The organism is Parasphingomonas puruogangriensis (genome assembly GCF_036663635.1).
GTDB lineage: Bacteria > Pseudomonadota > Alphaproteobacteria > Sphingomonadales > Sphingomonadaceae > Sphingomonas.
Window position 1 is genome coordinate 377763 of record NZ_JAXOJI010000004.1, and the last position, 21010, is coordinate 398772.

The following is a 21010-nucleotide window of genomic DNA, read 5'->3' on the forward strand; positions in this document are numbered from 1 at the left end:
ACAATCTTTGAAAACCAGCGACATCGCATCACACCAGGGCGATATCCGGGGCGTCCTCCGCCTTCATGCCGATCACGTTATACCCCGCATCGACATGATGCGTCTCGCCGGTCACTCCGCTCGCCAGGTCGCTCAGCAGATACAGCCCGGCGCCGCCGACATCGTCGATCGTCACGTTGCGCTTCAACGGCGAATTGAGTTCGTTCCACTTCAGGATCAGGCGGAAGTCGCCGATCCCGCTGGCCGCCAGCGTCTTGATCGGGCCGGCGGAGATCGCGTTGACGCGAATATTGTCGCGGCCGAGATCGACCGCGAGATATTGCACGCTGGTCTCCAGTGCGGCCTTGGCCACGCCCATCACGTTGTAATGCGGGATGACCTTCTCGGCGCCGTAATAGCTCAGCGTCAGCAGCGATCCGCCATCCGGCATCATCGCCGCGGCGCGCTTGGCGACGGCGACGAACGAATAGACCGAGATGTTCATGGTCATCAGGAAATTGTCGAGGCTGGTATCGACATAGCCGCCGCGTAGCTCATTCTTGTCGGAAAAGCCGATCGCGTGGACGACGAAGTCGATCGTCGGCCAGCGTCCGGCAAGCGTCGCGAAACAAGCGTCGAGATCGGCCATGTCAGATACGTCGCAGGGGATCAGGAAGTCCTGGCCGAGTTGCGCCGCCAAGGGCCGCACGCGCTTTTCGAGCGCCTCGCCCTGAAAGCTGAACGCCAGTTCCGCGCCATGTTCGGCCAGCTTCTGGGCGATCCCCCAAGCGAGCGACTTGTCGTTGGCGAGCCCCATGATCAGCCCGCGCTTGCCTTGCATCAATCCATTCACGCCGTCGCCGCCTTCCGCACTCTAGCCCATCGGGGCATTCGTAGCCGGGCTCTGTACGCTGGGTTCGGGGGGTTCCGCCAGTGCCGCGTTGAGATAGGCGCCGAAAACGAGCCCGAGTCCGATGAGATAGAAGAACAGCAGCATGACGACGACACCCGCCAGGCTGCCATAGGTCAGATCATAGCCGCCGAGCAGGCCCAGGGCGAAAGGCAGGCCGGCAGTCATACTCACCCACCAGCCGGCGGTGAACAGCGCGCCTGGCCATTTGGGGCAATTGGTGTAGCGATATTTGGACGGGGTGACCGAATAGAACAGCATGTAGAGTGCACCGAACATGACCAGCCCGGGGATGATCCGCGACAGGCCGATCCACCCCGCGAGGCCCTCGGCGAAGGGCAACAAGCGATAGATGAACTGCTCGGCGGCGACCAGAATGCCCTGAATCACGAACGAGATTAGCGCGAGGATCACCGACACGACGATCGCCAGGCTGAGCCCGAGCCGCGCGCGCCACATCGGCGAGCTGCTGACCGTGCCGTACGCCTTGCGGAAAATGTCGCGGATCGTCTCGACGAAGCTGCCGACGGTCCACAATCCCACTAGCGCGCCGAACCATAAGAGCGATCCGGTGCGCGCCTTGAGCACGTCGCTGATCGGCTTGCGCAGCAAATCGCCGACATCGGGCGGCAGGACGTGGAGGAAGGAACTGACCGCGCGCTGCGTCTCTTCGCTCTGCCCGAACAGCGACAGCACGGCCGCGGCAACGATGAAGAACGGGAACACCGTCATCAAGGTGAGGTAAGCGAGGTTCCCGGCATACATGAATCCGTTAGTATAGACGCCGATCCCGGCGCGCTTGAACGTCCGCCAAGCAATGGCGAACGGCTTGACGACCGGCGGTGCGGCGTCGGGATCGGCCCCCGCCTCGCCATGAAGGGCACGATGTTCGGGCGAAGCGGGCGTAATGTCGGTCACATGCGGTCAGACGCCCAGATTGGCGCGCGGGTTCCGTTGGTCTTCCCAGCCGCGGACGAATTCAGCCAGCGCCTCATCCTTGGCCGGCAAATCGACCAGCAAGGTGACGAGTTGATCGCCGCGCGTGCCATCCTTGCGGTGGAAGCCGCGACCGCGCAGCCGGAGCGTCTTGCCCGAGGTCGATCCAGCGGGAACGGTGAGCTTCACCGCGCCGTCGACCGTCGGCACCGGCACGCCAGCGCCAAGCACCGCTTCGGCCAAGGTCACCGACAGATCGAGCCGCACGTCGTCGCCATCGCGCGTGAAGAAGCGGTGCGACTGGACGTTGATCGTGACGATACCGTCGCCATTGCCGCCGGGGCCGGGATCGCCTTTGCCAGCCAGCCGCATCTGCTGGCCCTGCTCGAACCCGACAGGCAGTTTGAGATCGATTGTCTTGCCATCGGCCAGCGTCACGCGCTGCGCGCTGAGCGTCGCCGCATCGACGAACGGCACATTCAATTTATAGGCGACATTGCCGCCCTTGGGCGGCGGCGGCTTGCGCCCGAACCCGCCAAACCCGCCGGTAAACCCGCCGCGCTGCCCGCCACCGAACAGGCCTTCGAACAGATCGTTGACGTCGGCGCTCTGGCCGTTGCCGAAATCGGTGCCACGGAACCCACCCGGCGCGCCGCCGCTACCGCCCTGGCCGAAGCCGAACGGCGCGGCCGGATTGCCGTCGCCGTCGATTTCGCCGCGATCGAAGCGCGCGCGCTTGTCCTTGTCGCTGAGCAGATCATAGGCCTGGGTCGCCTGGCTGAACCGTTCGGTCGCCTTGGGATTGTCCTTGTTGCGGTCGGGATGCAGTTCCTTGGCGAGCTTGCGATACGCCTTCTTGATGTCGGCCTCGCTGGCGGTGCGTTCGACGCCAAGCGTTTTGTAGGGATCGGCCACGTGTTTCCTCTGGTCGGTTGGTGTAAAGTCTATTTGGGGGATCGCGCCTGGGAGTGCAATAAACTCCCTCTCCTGTCGGGAGAGGGAAGGGGCCCGCTTGGCGTAGCCAAGTGGGAAGGGTGAGGGCGACGATGCCTGTTCACCCTCACCCTTCCGCGCTTCGCGCTCCCTCCCTCTCCCAAAGGGAGAGGGAATTACGACACCGGCGCGACGTCGACACTCACCTCCATCTTTTGTGCGCCCGAACCCAGCACCACACCGTCGATCGGTGCGATTTCGGCATAATCGCGGCCGATCGCCATGACGATATGATCGCCCGCCATCCAGATGCCGTTGGTCGGGTCGACGCCGACCCAGCCGAGCGCTTCGCCGCACCACAACAACACCCAGGCGTGCGTCGCATCCGCGCCGACCAGCCGTTCCTGGCCCGGCGGCGGCAACGTGCGGATATAGCCCGAGGCATAGGCGGCGGGCAGGCCGGCGGCGCGTAAGCCCGTGATCATGATCTGGGCGAAATCCTGGCACACGCCGCCGCGTTTGACGAAGGCGTCGTGCGGGGGGGTATCGACCAGAGTGGCCTCGGTATCGAAGGCGAATTCGCTTTGAATGCGGCGCGCGAGCCCCAAGGCCGCGTCGAGGCACGGCCGGTCGGGGCTCAGTTCCTGCGCGCACCAATCGGCGATATCGCGGTCGAGCGGGATCAGCGGGGAGGGGAAGAGATAGGCTGCGGGGCCGGCGGCCGATGGATCGCGGCTGATGCGTGCGGCGGCGGCGATCTCGGCCAGCGTTGGGTCGGTGGCGGAGGGCATCGGCACCGGACGGTCGATCAGGATACGCGACACGCTTTCGATCACGAGATGCCGCACCGGCTCCTCGATCACCAGCCGGGTCACGTTGGCTAGTCCCGCCTCGGCGCGCGCGGGCGAGGTGCGGCCGGAGGGGGAGACCGTGAGGTGATAGTCCTGCAAGGTCTGGCCCGACCAGTGGATCGGCTTGAGGCGCAGGTTGCAGCGCGCGAAATCGACCTGGCGGCCGTAATCGAAGCGCGTAATGTGGCGGATGTCGTAGATCATGCGGCCGCCCTAAAACCCAATCCGTCATCCTGAACTTGTTTCAGGATCCAGGCGCGGCCCATAGCCCCATTGACCGTATCCGTGAGGCGGATGACCGCGCCTGGATCCTGAAACGAGTTCAGGATGACGATGTAAGGAAGACAGTGACTCACGCCAGGGTCATCCCAGCCGCGCGAAGCGGCTCGGCGCCCTGCAGGAAATAGCGGCGCGCCACGGCGTCCGAAAGGGCGAACAGCCGGCGCTCGATATCGCCGAGCATGTCCTCGTTCAGCCCTGCCGCGGTCGCGGTGGAGACGATCGCCACCAATCCGGCGGCGTGCGCCTGCTGCGGCTCGTCCATCCCGTCGTCGCCGAGCACCGGCAGCGCCTTCATATGCCCGCAAATCGCTTCGATCTGGAAGGCGAGTGCGCGCGGATTGCCGGGATCGAGCGCGACCAGATCGACCACCGGCACGCGAGCAATGCCGGTGAGGTATCGCTGGCGATAGCTGATCTGGCTGTCCGCCAGGTCGAGCAGGGTCGACAGATCGTCCGCGCTCGCTCCAGCCAGGCCGAACGCCCGCACCGCCCGCGTCACCACCAGAGCGCGTTCGATGCGCCGGCCGAGATCGTGAAAACGCCATGCGGCGGTGCGGCCCATATGCTCGGCCGCCAGCCCCGACAGCGCAGCATAGCGGCGCTGCAACGATCCGGCACGATCGAGCATCCCGCCGCGCACCGGCATCGGCGCGTCGAGCAGCCGTACGACATCGGCCGACAGCCGATCGCGCGAGCCCTGGCCGATCCCGCGCGCCATGCGGTTAAGCCAGCGCACGCTGCTATAGTCGTCTTCGGCTTCCATCGCGGTACGCGCGAATTGCGTCAGGTCGCTGCGCCGCAGGGAAGGGGGATGCGACGCGGCGCCGGCATTGACCACCAGCCCGACCAATTTGCCGACCGTCGCCGATCCCAACGCCGCGCCGGCATCGGCATCGATCGAATTGCCCAACATTACCCGGATCACGCCAAGCAGCGCCTCGCCGCGCTCAAGATAGCGGCCGAGCCAGAAGAAATTGTCCGCGACGCGGCTCGGCAGCGTGCCGGGGTTGCGGCGGATATGCACGGAGTCGGTCGCAGGCAGCAGCGAGACCTGCTCGACCGCTTGCGACCCGTGGATCACGACATCGGCCGACCAACTGCCTTCGCCCATCACGTTGGCGCGGGGATCGCTGTCGTCGCCGATGCGGGCGAAGCCGCCCGGCATGATCGTCCAGCCGCCGTCGCACCCACGCGCGGCAAATACGCGCAGGGTGAAAGGGCGCGCGACGAGCTTGTCTTCGGCGACGACCGGCATGGTCGACAGGCGGACGACTTCCTGCCCGACATAATCTTCCGGCCGGCGCGTCATGTCCGCGAGCAGTTGCGCGCGCGCCTCGCCGGTAATGTCGGATCCATGCTGCGGCACGCCACCGGGGAGGCCGAGCGGCGCGACGCCGAACGCCGGGCCGATCAGCAAGGCGTCGAAATCCTCGCGTACCGTTGCATGGGCATTGTCCTGCCCGCACCACCAAGTCGCGATGTTGGGCAGGATCAGGTCACGCCCGGTCAGCCGCATGGCCAGCGCGGGCAGGAACGCGCCGAACGCGGCGGATTCGAGCACGCCGGCGCCCGGCGCGTTGGCGATCACTACCTCGCCCGCCGCCATCGCGTCGATCAGCCCGGGCACGCCGATGCGCGAATGCGAATCGAACGCCAGCGGATCGAGCATGCGCGGATCGGTGCGCCGCCACAGCGCGTCGATGCGCTTGAGCCCGCCGATCGTGCGGACATACAGCCGGTCCTCGAGCACGGCGAGATCATCGCCCTCGACCAGCAACAGCCCGAGATAGCGCGCGAGATGCGCCTGTTCGGTATAGCTTGCGCTGTATCGGCCCGGCGTGAGGAGCCCGATGCGCGGCTCGACGCGACGGCAGGCGGCGGCGAGGCCATCGCGGAAGGCGGCGAAGAAGGGCGCGTGACGCTCGACGTTGAGCCGCGATTGCAGGCCGCCAAGCGTCCGCGATACCGCCAGCCGGTTCTCCAGCGCATAGCCGGCGCCGGTCGGGCCGCGCAGATGATCGCCCAGGACGCGCCACTCGCCGGTGGGGCCCCGCCCCAGATCGACTGCAATGAACTGCAGATGGTGTCCGCCGGGTGGTTGCAATCCCACCATCGGGCGCAGGAAATAGGGCGATCCGCCGACCAGGGCGGCTGGGATCAGCCCGCGCGACACCAACGTCGCCTCGCCATAGAGATCGGCGAGGATGGTTTCCAGCAAGTCGGCGCGTTGCGTCACGCCCGCCGCGATGCCGGCCCATTCTTCGGCCCCGATCAACAGGGGGACGGGGGAGACCGGCCAGGGCCGCTCGTCACTCTCGCCGATGATGCGGAAGCCGGTGCCGATATCCTCGGCGTGGCGCTGCACCCGTTCGCGCGCATGGCCGAGACCATCGCCGGCGACCGCCGCCAGCTCTTCGAACATTGCGGTCCAGGCGGGGTCGTCCGGGGTCGAACAGAGGACATCGCCGTGCAGCGGCTGCCGGCAATAATCGGCGATCCAGCGCTGCGCGCGGATGCCTGTATCGAGCAGGGAAGGGGCGGGTAGGCTGGCCACAGAAGGTTCCCGGAAATGCTGGCGCGGACCCGACCACAAACCCTTCGCGGGCGCAACACGCGAAAGGTGGATACCTATGTCACCCCGGACGTGATCCGGGGCCCAGCTTCTTCATCCACTGTCGGAAGAGGAGAAGCAGGATCCCGGGTCAAGACCGGGATGACGTTATAGATCGGGCAACACCTGGGCCGCGAAACCCCAGCCCGCCAATTCCCGCGAATTGGCCCGCTCGATCAGTTCCGCCGCATCGCGCACGCCCCAGCGATGCGCATTCTCGATCTCGCGCAATTCGGTCCACGACACCGGCGCCGCCACCGGCGCGCCGCTCCGCGCCCGCGCCGAAAACGGCAATACCGCGGTGCTGCCGCGCTGGTTGCGCAGATAATCGATGAAGATGCGGCCCTTGCGCTTGGCCTTGGACATGTTGGCGACGAACCGCTCGGGCTCCGCCCCCTCCATCGCGCGGGCGAAGCGATCGGCGAAATCCTTCACCGCCGGCCATTTGGCGTCGGGTTGCAGAGGCACAACGACGTGCACTCCCTTGCCGCCAGACAGCATCGGGTAGCTGACCAGCCCCATCTCGGCGAGATGCTCCTTCAGATCCTCGGCCGCCTTCTTGACCACCGCGAAATCGAGTTCCTCGTCGGGATCGAGATCGAACACCATCCGGTCCGGCTGCTCCAGCGTCGCCACCGACGATCCCCAGCCATGAAACTCGATCGTGCCCATCTGCACGCACATCACCAGCCCATCGGCATCCTCGACGTACAGATAGTCCGCGGTCGATCCGTCCTTCTCCAGGATCGGCACCTGGTGGACATGCTCGCCGAACACGCCGGCATCATGCTTCTGGAAGAAGCAGCGTTTGCCGCGCCCCTGCGGGCAGCGCACCAGACTGATCGGGCGCTTGGCTGCCCAGGGCAGCATGATGGCGGAGACGGCGGCATAATAATCCGCCAGCTCGCCCTTGCTGACATCCGAATCCGGAAAGATCAGCCGTTCGCGGCTGCTGACCTTCACATGGATTTCGGGCGCTTGCGGCGCGGCCGCGGCCGGCTTTTCGGCCACCACTTCGCTCGCCGCCTTGTCTTCGCGCAGACCGATGAAGCTCGAGTGGCGGAGCACGCCGTCCGGCGTCACCTCGGCATAGGCGACTTCGGCGACCAATCGCGGCGTTACCCAATGCGCGCCGCGCACCGCCGCCTTGGGCGCCTCGACGGTTGCCGTCTTGCGCTCGATCTTCTTCAGGCGATCGAGCAGGTCCATCATCAATTCGCCGCTAAAGCCGGTGCCGACCTTGCCGGCATAGCGATATCCATCCGGCGTGTTGACGCCAAGCAGCAGCGCCTTGAAGCCGCGCGATTTCTCGCTCGGCGTCCAGCCGACGATGACGAATTCCTGGCGTTGGATACACTTGATCTTGAGCCAGTTCTTGGTGCGGCTGCCGCGATACGGCGCATCAGCAAGCTTCGAGACCACGCCCTCATAGCCCTCACGGCACATCGTCTCGAACAATTGCTCGCCCGAACCGGTGATATGCTCGGAATATTGCAGCCGCGCATCGGCCCCGTCGATCAGCGGGCGGAGTCGCTCCTTGCGCTGGATATTGGGCAGCGGGCTGGTGTCCTCGCCGTCGAGCGACAGCAGGTCGAACGCGAACAGCGTCATGTCGCCTCCAGCGGAGATTGCATCCTTCAGCGTCGAGAAATCCGGCTTGCCGTTCTTGAACGCGACGATCTCGCCGTCGATCAGCGCGGATTTCACGGGCAGCTTGGCGGCGGCGTCGGCAATGGCCTGGAACTTGTCGGTCCAGTCGAGCCCCGAGCGGGTGAACACCCTGGCCTTGCCCTTGGCGACCGCGATCAGCGCGCGATAGCCGTCATATTTCACTTCGTGCAGCCATTGGCTGCCGGTCGGGACGGTATCGACCAGGGTGCAGAGCTGCGGTTCCCTGAATTCCTCCCTGGCACGGGGAGGGGGACCGCGAAGCGGTGGAGGGGGCGGGCCGGCAACGCTGCGCTTGGGGAGAGCCCCCTTCGTCGCGCTACGCGCGCCACCTCCCCGTGCCGGGGAGAATTTGGCCTTCTTCCCCTCGGCGATTTCGACCATCGTGCGGCCCGTGGCAACGCTGGTCAGCCCGGTCTCCACCAGCGCATCGGTCCCGCCCGCCTCGGCATCGTCGATCTTGCGCAGCAGCCAATTCTCGCCTTTCTCCTTCCCGCGCGGTTTCAGCCGGATCAGCAGCCACTCGCCCTTCATCCGCTCGCCATCCAGCACGAAGTGCAGATGGCCCTTGTCCAGATCCTTGGCGCTCTTGCCCTTGATCGGCGACCAGGTGCCGCGATCCCATAGCATTACCGTGCCGCCGCCATATTCGCCCTTGGGGATCGTCCCCTCGAACGTGGCGTAGGAGAGTGGGTGATCCTCGGTGCGTACTGCGAGCCGCTTCTGCCCGGGATCGCTGCTCGGCCCGCGCGTGACCGCCCAGCTTTTCAGGACGCCGTCGATCTCCAGCCGGAAATCCCAGTGCAGGCGGCTGGCGTCATGCTTCTGCACCATGAAGCTGTTGCCATGCCCGGGGTCGAGCGTCCCGGCCGGCTCAGCGGTTTTGGCGAAGTCGCGCTTGGCGTTGTAGAGTGCGAGCGGATCCTGAGCGTCAGCCATGCTCTAGCGCCTCACAACCGTCATACCATTCGCACCCGTGATGCCAGCGAAAGCTGGGATCTCACGGGGGAACGTCCCGCGCCAGCCGCTTGAGACCCCAGCTTCCGCTGGGGTGACGGGTAGGGGCGGGCGGACGTCCTCACGCACGCTTCTTCGCCGGTGCGCGCTTGGTCGGCGCCTTTTCCGCCGCCGGTTTCTTGGCCGCGGTCTTGGCCGGTTCCTTCGCCGCGCCGCCCGATTGGCCCATCGACTTCTTGAGCGCGGCCATTAGATCGACCACGTTGGAGGCTTTGCCCGGCTTCTCGTCGCTATCATCCTCGATGATCTTGCGGCCCTTGGCCTTTTTCTTGTGCTCGACCAGTTCCTTCAACGCATCGACATAGCGATCGTGGAACCCGGCCGGATCGAATTTGGCGGTCTTCTTGGCGATCAACGCCTCCGCCAAATCCATCAGATCGGCATCGGGCTTGTCGTCGCCGATATCGCGGAAATAGCCCTGCGCCTTGTGCACCTCGTCGGCATAGCGCAGCGTCTCCAGCACCATGCCGCGTCCGCACGGCTTCAGCGACACGATATATTCGCGCCCGCGCATCGCCAACTGTCCGAGGCCGACCTTGCGCGTCGAACGCAGCGCTTCGCGCAGAACGATGAACGCTTCCTCCGCCAGGTCGTCCGCCGGCACGACGAAATAGGGCTTCTCGTAATAAAGCACGTCGATCTCGTCGGCATCGACGAACTGGGTCAGCTCCAGCGTCTTCTTCGATTCGAGCTTCACTGCGTCGATCTCGTCCTGCTCGAGCAGCACGAATTCGCCCTTTTCGTATTCGAAGCCCTTTCGGATCTCGTCGGTATCCACCGGCCCCACGCCGGTGACGACCTTTTCGTAGTGGATCGGCTTGCCGGTCGGTTCGTGGATCTGCTTGAAGCTGACGGCCGCGCCCGATTTGGTCGCCGAATAGATCTCCACCGGGATCGAGACCAAAGCGAGCCGGATCTGTCCCTGCCAATAGGCGCGTGCGGCCATGTTCATGTCCCAATTTTCGAGAGCGTTACGTAGCCGATTCAATCATCGGCGAGGGAGTCGGTTCCCGTCGCCCCCGGCGCTGTCTTTCCAACCACACGCGTCATCCCAGCGAAAGCTGGGATCTCACGCGGCTTTTGTCCCGCGCCAGCCGGCCGAGATCCCAGCTTTTGCTGGGATGACGGTGGGCAAGCTGCGGCGGTGCCGGGGTGACGAAAGCAAGTGCCCGCGTTAAAGCAACGGCATGGCCACCGATCCCTTCGCCCTGTTTGATTCCTGGTATGTCGAAGCGCGCGCCAGCGAGCTCAACGATTCCAACGCGATGGCGCTGGCCACCGTCGCCGCGGACGGTCGCCCGTCGTCGCGCATGGTGCTGCTCAAGGGCCATGGCCCCGACGGTTTCGTGTTCTACACCAACCGCGAAAGCCGCAAGGCCGGCGAGATCGCCGCCAATCCCAATGTCGCACTGCTCTTCCACTGGAAGTCGCTGCGTCGCCAGATCCGCATCGAAGGCGCGCTCGTGCAGGCTAGCGACGCCGAGTCCGACGCCTATTTCGCCAGCCGCAGCCGCGATTCGCAGCTTGGCGCCTGGGCTTCGGATCAGTCGCGCCCGCTGGCCGATCGCGCCACGTTCGAAGCGCGCTTCGCGGAAATGGAACAGCGCTTCGCCGGCGGCGACGTACCACGCCCGCCGCACTGGGGCGGCTACCGTGTCACGCCGACAGCAATCGAATTCTGGCAGGATCGCGCGCACCGCTTGCACGAACGGCGCGTCTTCACGCGTACCGACGAAGGCTGGAGCGAGGGGATGCTCTACCCATGACCGATGAACAACGCCGCGCCATACCCTTTGCCGTGCGCGCCGCGCTGGCCAGTGTCGGCATGGCGTGCTTCCTGTTGCTGCTCAAGGGCTTCGCGGCCTGGCATACCGGTTCGGTGGCGATGTTGGGGTCGCTTGCCGATACCGCGCTGGATCTGCTCGCGTCGTTGGTCACTCTCTACGGAGTGAAGCTTGCCGCCGAACCGGCCGATCACGACCACCGCTTCGGCCACGGCAAGGCGGAGGCGCTGGCGGCGCTGTTCCAGGTCATGCTGATCACTGCCTCGGCGGTGGGCATCGCGTGGCGCGCCATCCTGGCCTTTAGCGAGACCGCGCCGACCAAGGACGCCGATTTCGGCATCGGCGTGTCGGTGGTCGCGATCCTGGCGACGGTGATGCTGCTTGCTTATCAGCGGCGCATCATCCGGCAGACCGGCTCGGTCGCGATCATGGCCGACAATATGCATTACCAGTCCGACGTGCTGCTCAACGGGTCGGTGATCGTGGCGTTGATCCTGGATCAATATGTCGGCATCCGCGGTGCCGATCCGATCATGGGCATCATCATTGCGCTGTGGCTCGCCTGGGGGGCGTTTCGCGCCTCGTCCAACGCGATCGACCAGTTGATGGACAAGGAATGGCCGGAGGAGCAGCGCGCGCGCTTCATCGAGGTCGCCGCGCGCCAGGCCGGGATTAAGGGCATCCATGATTTCCGCACGCGCCGCTCTGGCAGCCACGATTTCGCGCAGTTCCACATGGAGGTCGCGCGCGATCTCACCGTGTTCGCCGCGCACGATATCGTCGAGGGTGTCGAGCGCGCGCTGCGCCGCGCCTATCCCAAGGTCGAGGTGCTGATCCATCTCGATCCCGAGGGGCATGTCGATACCGACAATCCCCTGATCGAGGCGGACGTCACGCCGCATTGGTTCGGCAAACGCCTGTAGAAAAGGCCGTCACGCATGAGAATTCCGTTCGTCCAGATCGATGCCTTTGCCAGCGCGCCGTTCACCGGCAATCCGGCCGCGGTCATGCCGCTCAGCGCATGGCTCGACGACGACGTGCTGCAGGCGATCGCCGCGGAGAACAATCTCGCCGAGACGGCCTTCCTGCTGCCGGACGAAAGTGGGGCGGCAAATTTCGAGCTACGCTGGTTCACGCCGACCAACGAAGTGGTAATGTGCGGCCATGCTACCCTGGCTAGCGGGCATTTCGTGTTGTCGTCCGACACGGCGCTTGACCGGGTGACGTTCCGTACGCGTCAGGCAGGAGTGTTGCAGGTCGCGCGCGTCGATGACGGCTACGAACTCGCGCTGCCGGCGTGGGAGCCGAGCGCCAAACCGCTGCCGGAGATCGTTGCCGCGCTTGGCGTCGATAGCGTGGTCGAAACCTTGTGGCATCATCACCGTTACGGCGTGGTCGTGCTGGAAAGCGCCGAACAGGTGCGCGCGGTCGCTCCCGATTTCCGCGCGCTTGCCCGCCAGGGGGATTGGCTGACGATCGTGACCGCGCCGGGCGAAGAATCCGACATCGTCAGCCGCGCCTTCGCGCCCGCCGGCGGGATTGACGAGGACCCGGTGACGGGATCGGCGCATGCCGTGGTCGTGCCCTATTGGGCCAAGCGTTTGGGGCGCGACCATCTTACCGCTTTCCAAGCCAGCGCGCGCGGCGGGCATCTGGCGTGTCGACTGGAGGGGGATCGCGTGATCCTCGGTGGCCAGTGCGTCACCACGATCGAAGGTACGTTCTTCCTGTAGTCGCTGCCCGCGCATCAGATGATCCAGTTCCCCTGCGAAAGCAGGGGCCCAGGGCCCCATGGTACACCGCCTGTAGCCCTGGGCTCCTGCTTTCGCAGGAGAACCGCAGGCTATGCGGCGACCTTGGCGCGCTCGGTATCGGCGATCCAGCCGCCGCCGAGCACACGCTCACCGTCATACAGTACCGCCGCCTGGCCCGGTGACACGCCATATTCGGGCGCGTCGAACAGCACCCGGCCGGCCTCAAGCCGCGCCGGCACGGGCTTGGCCATCGAGCGCACCTTCACTGTCAGCGGGCCGACATGATCGCCGCCGAGCCAATTGATCTCCGTCAGCCGCGCGCCATCCACCGCCAGCGCGATGCGCGGGCCGACGACCACACGGCGCGTTTCGGGTTCCAGCCGCACGACGTACAGCGGCTCGGGGCTGCCGCCGATCTCCAGCCCGCGGCGCTGGCCGACGGTGAAATTGACGATGCCCGAATGCTCGCCCAATTGCCGCCCGGCCAGATCGACGATGGCCCCGCCGGCCTGCGCCTCGGGGCGCAATTTCTTGACCAGGCTGGCATAGTCGCCGTCCGGCACGAAGCAGATGTCCTGGCTGTCGGGCTTGGCGGCGACGCTCAGCCCCAGTTCGGCGGCCAGCTCGCGCACCCGCGCCTTGGGCAGCCCGCCCAAGGGAAAACGTAGGTAGTCGAGCTGGTCCTGCGTCGTGGCGAAGAGGAAATAGCTCTGGTCGCGCGCCGGATCGACCGCGCGGTGCAGTTCGGCGCCGTGCGCACCCTCGACGCGGCGGACATAATGTCCGGTTGCCAAACAATCCGCGCCGAGCTCGCGCGCGAGCGCGAACAGGTCGGTGAATTTCGGTCCCATATTGCATCGTACGCAGGGGATCGGCGTGCGCCCGGCGAGATATTCGTCGGCGAACCCGTCGATGACCTGCTCGCGGAAGCTCGATTCGTGATCATAAACGTAATGGGCAATGCCCAGCCGATCGCATACGGCGCGCGCGTCGCGAATGTCGCGCCCGGCGCAACACGCGCCCGATCGCCCGACCGCTTCGCCATGATCGTAGAGCTGCAGCGTGATGCCGATCGTTTCCGCGCCGGTCCGCGCGGCGAGTCCCGCGACCACCGACGAGTCGACGCCGCCGGACATCGCCACAACGATTCGTTTACCCCTTAGCTCGGGGCCGAGCTGAAAATCGCCGATATCGGTCATGGAAACGCGCCTTAAACCCCGATCTGTCCCATTGCAAAACACTAGCTTGCCAAAGGATTTTCACCGCCTTTACCCGGCCTTCAGACTAACCCCGTAACAACAGTGCTCATCTCCTACCGTGCAAGGCGTTTGAGTGGACCTGAGTTTTTCCCGTTTCGAGCATGATGCATCGCTCACCATCCTGCCGCCCGATCTGGCGGTGATGATGGTCGGCATTGCCGCACGACAGGCGGCAAGTCCGACGGCCTTGTCGCAAGCGCGACTGCCATTGCCGATGGCGACGTCGCGCTTCGCCCCCGGGCACGGCGCATTTAACGAACAGGTCGCCGCAGCTTTGGTCCGCTGGAGGGAGATGTGAAGACAATGTTTACCGAGCCGCTTTAGCGGGCGTTCAAGTCCGGAGTGTATGGCCGTTTCTTACAATAACAATCGCTTGAATTTGAACGGGGGCCCCCGCCCCGATCCGAGGTTGAAATGATCGAAAACCAGAAAATCCGCCCTGCGAAGGTTATCGGACCGTTGGGCGAGCCGCTGACGCTGGATAGCCTGCCGCCGCCGGAAACGACGCGCTGGGTGGTGCGCCGCAAGGCCGAAGTGGTCGCGGCGGTGAATGGCGGGCTGCTGTCGGTCGACGAAGTGTGCGATCGCTATGGTCTGACGGTCGAGGAGTTTGCCGGCTGGCAGCGCGCGATCGACCGCTCGGGCATGCCGGGGCTGCGCGTGACGCGGATCCAGCATTACCGCTCGCTCTACGACCGCCAGCAAAAATACTGATCCGACCCTGGAATCGATAACGGCCCGTTCCTGTGCCAGGAGCGGGCCGTTTCTGTTTCGTGTCTAAAACAGACCGGGACCGGAACAAATAATCGGCCTTACGAGTATTCCCTCCCGTAGCCCGATCGGCGGGTGGAAACAGAGGGACAACAAAATGGGTATCATCATCTGGCTTATCGTTGGTGGCGTCGTCGGCTGGCTCGCGAGCCTGGTCATGCGCACCGATGGACAGCAGGGGATCCTGCTCAACATCGTCGTTGGTATCATCGGTTCGGTGATCGCCTCGTTCCTCTTCGGCGGCGGGATCAACCAGGTCGTGACGGTCACGACCTTCCTGTATTCGTTGGTCGGCGCGATCATCCTCCTCGCGATCGTCAACCTGGTTCGTCGCGGCAGCGTTCGCTAAGCGATCCGACCAGTTCGACAGAAAGGGCCGTCCGGGCAACCGGGCGGCCCTTTTTTATGGCACTGGTCCTGTTTGGCGTCAGGATCGCGACGATCCCACCGCTACCGTCATCCCCGCCTACGCGGGAATGACGGTGGGCGAGGCGGTTACTTCAACAGGAAGCGCACGCTAAGCGTTACCGTGACATCCGTCTCGCCAGCCGCAATCTGAGTGGAATCGGCGGCCTTGGCCATGCGGAACGCCATCGGCTGCGGCGCGCCGCCGGCATTTTCACCATTCTCCGCGATCGACACGACCCGCACGACGGTCATCCCAGCCGCTTTGGCGTAGAGCTCGGCACGAGCGCGGGCGCGCTTGACCGCGTCGGCGCGGGCCTCGTCGAGCGCCGCATCGGGATTGTCGAGCGACAGGTTCGGCCCGTCGATCTGGTTCGATCCTTCCTTGACCAAGGCATCGAGGATCGCGCCTGATTTGGCGATGTCACGGAACCGCACCGATACGGTGTTGCTCGCCTGATAGCCGGTGATCACCGGCGGCACGTTCTCGCCATAGCGATATTGCGGCGCCAGGCTGACATTGGCGGTGGCGATATCGCGCTGTGCGACACCGGCGCGCTTCAACGCCGCCAGCACACGGGTCATGCGCTCGGCATTGTCGGCCAACGCGCTGGCGGCATTGGCATTCTGCGTCACCACACCGGCGCGGATCGTCGCGATGTCGGGCACGCGTGTCGTCTCGCCGGTCGCGGTCACGTCGAGCACCGTGCCGTCGGCTTGGATCATCGGCACGACCGAGGGCGCAATTTGCGCCTCCGCGGCGGCAAAGGGGGCGGCGGCAATCATGGCGGCGGTCGCAAGCAACTTCATCGGGAACTCCTGTCGAGAAACCGGCCGGCTGGCCGGGTCGCTTTCTTTGTGCCCGTCACCGGGCAACGCAGGCTGAACGGGTTGGTCGCCTGGCGTTCAGCGAACCCGCCGCGTCATGATCAGCCGGTAAAGCGCCAGCAGAATCACTGCGCCGCCAGTGGCGGCGGCATAGCGTTCCCAGGTCGCATTGGGCGTCCAATCCAACAGCGGTGCAAGATATCCACCGAGCAAGGCGCCGGCGATACCGATCAGGATCGTCACCACAAAGCCGCCGGGATCGCGCCCCGGCATGATGATCTTACCCAAGATGCCGGCAACAAGGCCGATCAACAGCCACCCGAGAATACCGTCAGCAAGCATCGCAATCTCCATGTCATGGGTCAGCATGAGTTGCGGACCCACCAGGATCGTCGCGTGACACTGGCGCTAAAGCAATACGTTTCTGGCCAGGAGCTGCGCACAATTGCGCGCATGGGCAGTGTTCGCTGTTGTGATTTGAAGCGCCAGAAGGCAAATGTGCGGCGGTGCGAAAAGAGCCTTGAGGCAGGTGCCTTATTTCGCTAATACAGTCCGTGTCAGGCGGCGTTGCCGGGGGCGGATGGGAAAGTGACACGCATGAACTACGAATCGGCGACGTTCGACAATGACGGGCGCTTGGCGCTGCCCGGCGATGCCGCGCGGCCGAAGCGCAAGTGGTGGATCGCCGCCGCTGTCCTGCTGGTGATGGCCGTCGGCGCCTACTTTATGTTCAAGGGCAGCGCCAAGCCGGCGCCCCCCGCGCAGACCGCGGCCGCCGCACCGAGCGTGACGGTCGCGGTGCCGGGGCGCCAGATGGTCGCTCGCATCCTCTCGTCCACCGGCACGCTGGCGGCGCGACGCGAAATGCCGGTCGGCGTGGCCGGCGAGGGCGGTCTGGTGACGCGTGTGCTGGTCGAGCCGGGCCAATGGGTCGGCGCCGGGCAGGTGCTGGCGACGGTCGATCGGTCGGTCCAGGCGCAGACCGCGGCGAGCCTCGCCGCGCAGATCAATGTCGCGCGCGCCGATCTGGCGATCGCCGAATCCGAAGTGAAGCGCGCGGCGCAACTGGTCGATCGCGGCTTCATCTCCAAGGCCGATCTGGAACGCCGCACCGCGACGCGGGACGCGGCGCGAGCGCGGGTCAGCGTCGCGCAAGCCTCGCTCGGCGAGCAGAATGCGCGCAACGGCCGGCTCGATATTCGGGCGCCGGCCGCTGGTTTGATCCTGACGCGCGCGGTGGAGCCGGGCCAGATCGTCAGTTCGGGCTCGGGCGTGCTGTTCCGCATGGCCAAGGGTGGCGAAATGGAAATGCGCGCCTTGCTCAGCGAGGCTGATCTCGCCGGCCTGCATGTCGGCGTGCAGGCAAATGTGACGCCGGTCGGCGGGGCTCAATCGTTCAAGGGCCAGGTGTGGCAGATTTCGCCGGTGATCGACCCGCAGACGCGGCAGGGCATCGCGCGGATCGCCTTGTCCTATAATCCGGCGCTGCGGCCCGGCGGGTTCGCCGCGGCGGACATCACCAGCGGTGGCGCGCAGGCGCCGCAGCTGCCGGAATCGGCAGTGCTGAGCGACGACAAGGGCAATTACGTGTTCATCGTCGGCGCCGGCAATAAGGTCGAACGGCGTGCCGTGACGGTCGGCGCGGTGTCCGATGCCGGCGTGGCGATCGCTTCGGGGCTGAGCGGCACCGAACGCGTCGTGCTGTCTGCGGGCGCGTTCCTTAATCCGGGGCAGAAGATCAATCCGGTGGTCAGCGCGCCGGCTAGCAAGGGCTAAGCCATGAGCTTCCGCAACATCTCGGCCTGGTCGATCCGCAACCCGGTGCCGCCGATCGTGCTGTTCGTCGCGCTGACGCTGGCGGGGATCGTCAGTTTTACGCGACTCGACGTCAACCAGAACCCGGACATCGATTTCCCCATCGCCTATGTGGAGATCAGCCAGCCGGGCGCGGCGCCGAGCGAACTCGAGACGCAGGTGACCAAGCGGGTCGAGGCGGCGGCGCGCAATGTGCAGGGCGTCGACGAACTGCGCTCAACCGTGTCCGAGGGCAGTTCGCAAACCGTGCTGCAGCTCAAGATCGGCGCCAACATCGATCGCGCGGTCAACGACCTGCGCGATGCGATCACGCAGATCCGCAGCAACTTGCCCGACGGTATTCTCGAGCCACAGATCGGCCGCGTCGATACGTCGGACAACGACATCGCCAATTTCTCCGCGATCACCAGCGACATGACGGTCGAGCAATTGAGCTGGTACATCGATGATACGGTGGCCAAGGAATTGCTGTCGATCCCCGGCATGGGCGGGGTGGAGCGCAATGGCGGGGTAAGCCGCGAGATCCGCGTGATCCTGGATCCGGTCAAATTGCAGGCGCTTGGCCTGACCGCACCGGCGGTCAACGCGCAATTGCGGCAGGTCAACGTCAATGCCACCGGCGGCAAGGCGCAGATCGGCGGTTCCGAGCAATCGGTACGCGTGTTGGGCAATGCCATCGACGTGCGGACGCTGGCCGATACGCAGATCAGCTTGGGGACGGGGCGCACCGTGCGGCTGGCCGATATCGCCGACGTGCGGGATGCCTATGCCGAGCAGACCTCGCGCGCCGCTTTCAACGGGCAGCAAGTGGTATCGTTCGATTTCAAGCGCTCCAAGGGCGCGTCGGACGTCACGGTATTCCACGCCGCCGAGGAAAAACTGAAGGAGCTCGAGGAGCGCAACCCCAAGGTGCGCTTCGAGATGCTGTCGACCAGCGTCAATGATACCGAAGCGGCCTATCACGCAGCGATCGATGCGATGATCGAGGGCTCCGTGCTTGCGGTGTTCGTGGTGTTTCTGTTCCTGCGTGACTGGCGCGCGACGGCGATCTCCGCGCTGGCCATCCCGCTGTCGGCCATCCCGACCTTCTTCTTCATGGAATTGATGGGCTTCAGCCTCAACCAGATGACGTTGCTCGCGCTCAGCCTGGTGGCGGGCGTGCTGGTCGACGATGCGATCGTGGAGATCGAAAACATCGTGCGCCACATGAAAATGGGCAAGACCGCCTATCAGGCATCGATCGATGCTGCCGACGAGATTGGCCTGGCCGTGCTCGCCACGACCATGTCGATCGTCGCGGTGTTTTTGCCCGTGTCGGTGATGCCTGGCATTTCGGGCCAGTTCTTCAAGAATTTCGGGCTTACCGTGGTCGCCGCGGTGCTGATGAGCCTGGCCGTCGCGCGTATGGTGACGCCGATGATCGCAGCTTATTTCCTGCGCCATCACGGCGAGAGCACCAAGCCCGATGGCTTGGTCATGCAGCTGTACATGAAGACGTTGCGCTGGACGGTGGATCTCACGCGGATGCGCGCGGCCAAGGCGCGGGGCGGTTTCGCGCGCTATTACGCGCGGCTGCTTGATCACCGCGTGTGGGTGATGGGCATCGCCGGCTTGGCGCTGGTGCTGACGGTGGTGATCTTCGCCACGTTGCCGCAGGAATTCCAGCCGCCGCGCGACAATGACCGTTCGACCGTGACGATCGCGCTGCCGCCGGGCTCGACGCTGAAACGCAGCGAGCAGGTGGTGGATCAGGTCGCGCAGATGCTCGCGGCGCACAAACCGATAGTCACGTCGGTCTATGCCCGCAGCTTCGTCGGCGAAGGTCGCGTCACGGTGACGCTGGCCAAGGACCGCACACAGACCAGCACGCAGTTCGAACGCTCGGTCGCGCCGGAACTCGCGGCGATCCCCGATGCTCGTGTGTCGTTCCAGAACCAGAATGGCTGGGGCGGGCCGAGCCGCGATCTTTCGATCACGCTGGGCAGCGACAATCCCGAATTGCTGCAGCAGGCGGCGGACCAGATCGTCGCGCAGATGACCGGGCTGCGCGTGCTGCAGGCGCCGCGCGTCGAAGGGGGGCTGAACCGGCCCGAAATCGTCATCCGCCCGCGGCTCAACCTCGCCGCCGATCTCGGCATCACCACCTCGGCCTTGTCCAATGCGATCCGCGTGGCAACGATGGGCGATATCGACCAGAATTCGGCGCGCTATTCGCTGAGCGACCGGCAGATCCCGATCCGCGTCGCCTTTGCCCAGAATGCACGCGAGCGGCTGGCCAATATCGAGAATCTCGCCGTGCCGACACAAACCGGCGGATCGGTGCCGCTCAAGGTGGTCGCCGAAATCGGCTTCGGCGCCGGACCGACCGAGATCGAACGTATCGCGCAGCAGCGCCAGCTGACGATTGGCGCCGATCTCTCGCCCGGCATCGTCGAAGGCGTGGCGATGAAGCAGATCGATGCGCTGTCTTCGATCAAGAACCTGCCGCTCGGTGTGTCGCGGCTGACCGTCGGCCAGTCCAAGGCGCAGGCCGAATTGGTGACCAACATCATCATCGCGGTCGCTTCCGGCTTCCTGCTGCTGTTCGCCGTGCTGGTGCTGCTATATCGCCGCTTCCTGCCGCCGTTCGTCAATCTGGGGTCGCTGTTCCTCGCACCGCTTGGGGCATGCATCGCGCTGAAAATCGCCGGCATGTCGGTATCACTGCCGGTCTATATCGGGTTGCTGATGCTGCTCGGCATCGTCGCGAAGAATTCGATTCTGCTGGTCGATTTCGCACTCGAGGAGATGAGCAAGGGTGTGCGGCGTTTTGATGCGATCCTTGATGCTGGGCACAAGCGCGCACAGCCGATTGTCATGACCACCGTGGCGATGGTCGCCGGCATGATCCCTACGGCGCTGGCGCTGACCGGCGATGCCTCGTTCCGGGCGCCGATGAGCGTGACGGTGATGGGCGGGCTGATCCTGTCGACCGTTCTGACGCTGCTCATCGTGCCATCGAGCTTCAGCCTGGCGCTGGGCGTGGAACGCGCGATCGGGCGCAAGCTTGGCAGCCGGCTGATCTCCTTCAAACCGGGCGACGACGGCAAGCCAGTGCTGGACCACGATCCGCACGCAACGTTGCCCGGCGGGCGGCCGCGCCTACCCGGCGGCGATGCGCCGCAACCGGCAGAATAGCGACGACGCTGGCGCGGCGTTTATCCGCTC

18 protein-coding genes are annotated in these 21010 nt (G+C 65.3%); 8 read left to right on the top strand and 10 right to left on the bottom strand.

What is annotated here, in order from left to right; all coding sequences use genetic code 11:
• Positions 1-28: 28 nt before the first annotated feature.
• The 7 genes from fabI to ku form a co-directional block, all read right to left on the bottom strand.
• On the bottom strand, positions 29-832 hold the full coding sequence (gene fabI, locus U1739_RS12880; protein ID WP_332708651.1) for an enoyl-ACP reductase FabI: 804 nt from the start codon (positions 830-832) through the stop codon (positions 29-31).
• 21 nt (positions 833-853) lie between these two features.
• Entirely contained in the window at positions 854-1807 is a 954-nt protein-coding gene (locus tag U1739_RS12885) for a YihY/virulence factor BrkB family protein (RefSeq protein ID WP_332708653.1), read from the bottom strand.
• Positions 1808-1813: 6 nt separating this feature from the next.
• Positions 1814-2740, bottom strand: coding sequence for a DnaJ C-terminal domain-containing protein (locus tag U1739_RS12890; RefSeq protein WP_332708655.1), 927 nt, complete (start codon positions 2738-2740; stop codon positions 1814-1816).
• Positions 2741-2934: 194 nt separating this feature from the next.
• Entirely contained in the window at positions 2935-3813 is an 879-nt protein-coding gene (locus tag U1739_RS12895; protein WP_332708657.1) for a transglutaminase family protein, read from the bottom strand.
• Positions 3814-3961: 148 nt separating this feature from the next.
• Positions 3962-6445: a circularly permuted type 2 ATP-grasp protein gene (locus U1739_RS12900; RefSeq protein ID WP_332708660.1), complete on the bottom strand. Its 2484-nt coding sequence runs from the start codon at positions 6443-6445 to the stop codon at positions 3962-3964.
• 165 nt (positions 6446-6610) lie between these two features.
• Positions 6611-9109, bottom strand: a complete 2499-nt coding sequence (ligD, locus tag U1739_RS12905; RefSeq protein WP_332708662.1) for a DNA ligase D — start codon at positions 9107-9109, stop codon at positions 6611-6613.
• Between the two features lie 139 nt (positions 9110-9248).
• Positions 9249-10133, bottom strand: coding sequence for a non-homologous end joining protein Ku (gene ku, locus U1739_RS12910; protein ID WP_332708664.1), 885 nt, complete (start codon positions 10131-10133; stop codon positions 9249-9251).
• Between the two features lie 241 nt (positions 10134-10374).
• On the opposite strand from ku, the gene pdxH reads away from it, so the two are divergent.
• Genes pdxH through U1739_RS12925 form a run of 3 tightly spaced genes read left to right on the top strand, consistent with a single transcriptional unit; the run spans position 10375 to position 12704 of the window.
• The gene (gene pdxH / locus U1739_RS12915) at positions 10375-10953 is read left to right on the top strand and encodes a pyridoxamine 5'-phosphate oxidase (RefSeq protein WP_332708666.1); all 579 of its coding nucleotides are present in this window, start codon (positions 10375-10377) and stop codon (positions 10951-10953) included.
• Complete coding sequence (locus U1739_RS12920; RefSeq protein WP_332708668.1) at positions 10950-11894, top strand: cation diffusion facilitator family transporter; 945 nt, start codon at positions 10950-10952, stop codon at positions 11892-11894. Before pdxH ends, U1739_RS12920 begins: the two co-directional genes overlap by 4 nt.
• Positions 11895-11909: 15 nt before the next feature.
• Positions 11910-12704 (top strand): PhzF family phenazine biosynthesis protein, encoded by a 795-nt coding sequence (locus U1739_RS12925; RefSeq protein WP_332708670.1) that lies wholly within the window; start codon positions 11910-11912, stop codon positions 12702-12704.
• Positions 12705-12814: 110 nt separating this feature from the next.
• On the opposite strand, the gene mnmA is transcribed toward U1739_RS12925, so the two are convergent.
• Positions 12815-13924, bottom strand: a complete 1110-nt coding sequence (gene mnmA, locus U1739_RS12930; RefSeq protein WP_332708672.1) for a tRNA 2-thiouridine(34) synthase MnmA — start codon at positions 13922-13924, stop codon at positions 12815-12817.
• A gap of 133 nt (positions 13925-14057) precedes the next feature.
• Here mnmA and U1739_RS12935 point away from each other — a divergent pair, with 133 nt between their 5' ends.
• From U1739_RS12935 to U1739_RS12945, 3 genes are all read left to right on the top strand, one after another.
• A complete protein-coding gene (locus U1739_RS12935; protein ID WP_332708674.1) occupies positions 14058-14282 on the top strand; it encodes a hypothetical protein in 225 nt (74 codons plus the stop codon).
• A gap of 116 nt (positions 14283-14398) precedes the next feature.
• The gene (sciP, locus tag U1739_RS12940) at positions 14399-14698 is read left to right on the top strand and encodes a CtrA inhibitor SciP (RefSeq protein WP_332708676.1); all 300 of its coding nucleotides are present in this window, start codon (positions 14399-14401) and stop codon (positions 14696-14698) included.
• 154 nt (positions 14699-14852) lie between these two features.
• Positions 14853-15104 carry a GlsB/YeaQ/YmgE family stress response membrane protein gene (locus U1739_RS12945; RefSeq protein ID WP_332708678.1) on the top strand — a complete coding sequence of 84 codons (252 nt, stop codon included), beginning with the start codon at positions 14853-14855 and terminating at the stop codon, positions 15102-15104.
• Between the two features lie 146 nt (positions 15105-15250).
• On the opposite strand, the gene U1739_RS12950 is transcribed toward U1739_RS12945, so the two are convergent.
• Complete coding sequence (locus tag U1739_RS12950) at positions 15251-15970, bottom strand: SIMPL domain-containing protein (RefSeq protein WP_332708680.1); 720 nt, start codon at positions 15968-15970, stop codon at positions 15251-15253.
• 96 nt (positions 15971-16066) lie between these two features.
• Complete coding sequence (locus U1739_RS12955; RefSeq protein ID WP_332708682.1) at positions 16067-16372, bottom strand: GlsB/YeaQ/YmgE family stress response membrane protein; 306 nt, start codon at positions 16370-16372, stop codon at positions 16067-16069.
• A gap of 213 nt (positions 16373-16585) precedes the next feature.
• Between U1739_RS12955 and U1739_RS12960 the strand changes: the two genes are divergently transcribed.
• Together U1739_RS12960 and U1739_RS12965 are read left to right on the top strand one after the other, a co-directional pair.
• Positions 16586-17764 carry an efflux RND transporter periplasmic adaptor subunit gene (locus U1739_RS12960; RefSeq protein WP_332708684.1) on the top strand — a complete coding sequence of 393 codons (1179 nt, stop codon included), beginning with the start codon at positions 16586-16588 and terminating at the stop codon, positions 17762-17764.
• A gap of 3 nt (positions 17765-17767) precedes the next feature.
• Positions 17768-20980, top strand: coding sequence for an efflux RND transporter permease subunit (locus U1739_RS12965; protein ID WP_332708686.1), 3213 nt, complete (start codon positions 17768-17770; stop codon positions 20978-20980).
• Positions 20981-21010 lie beyond the last annotated feature (30 nt).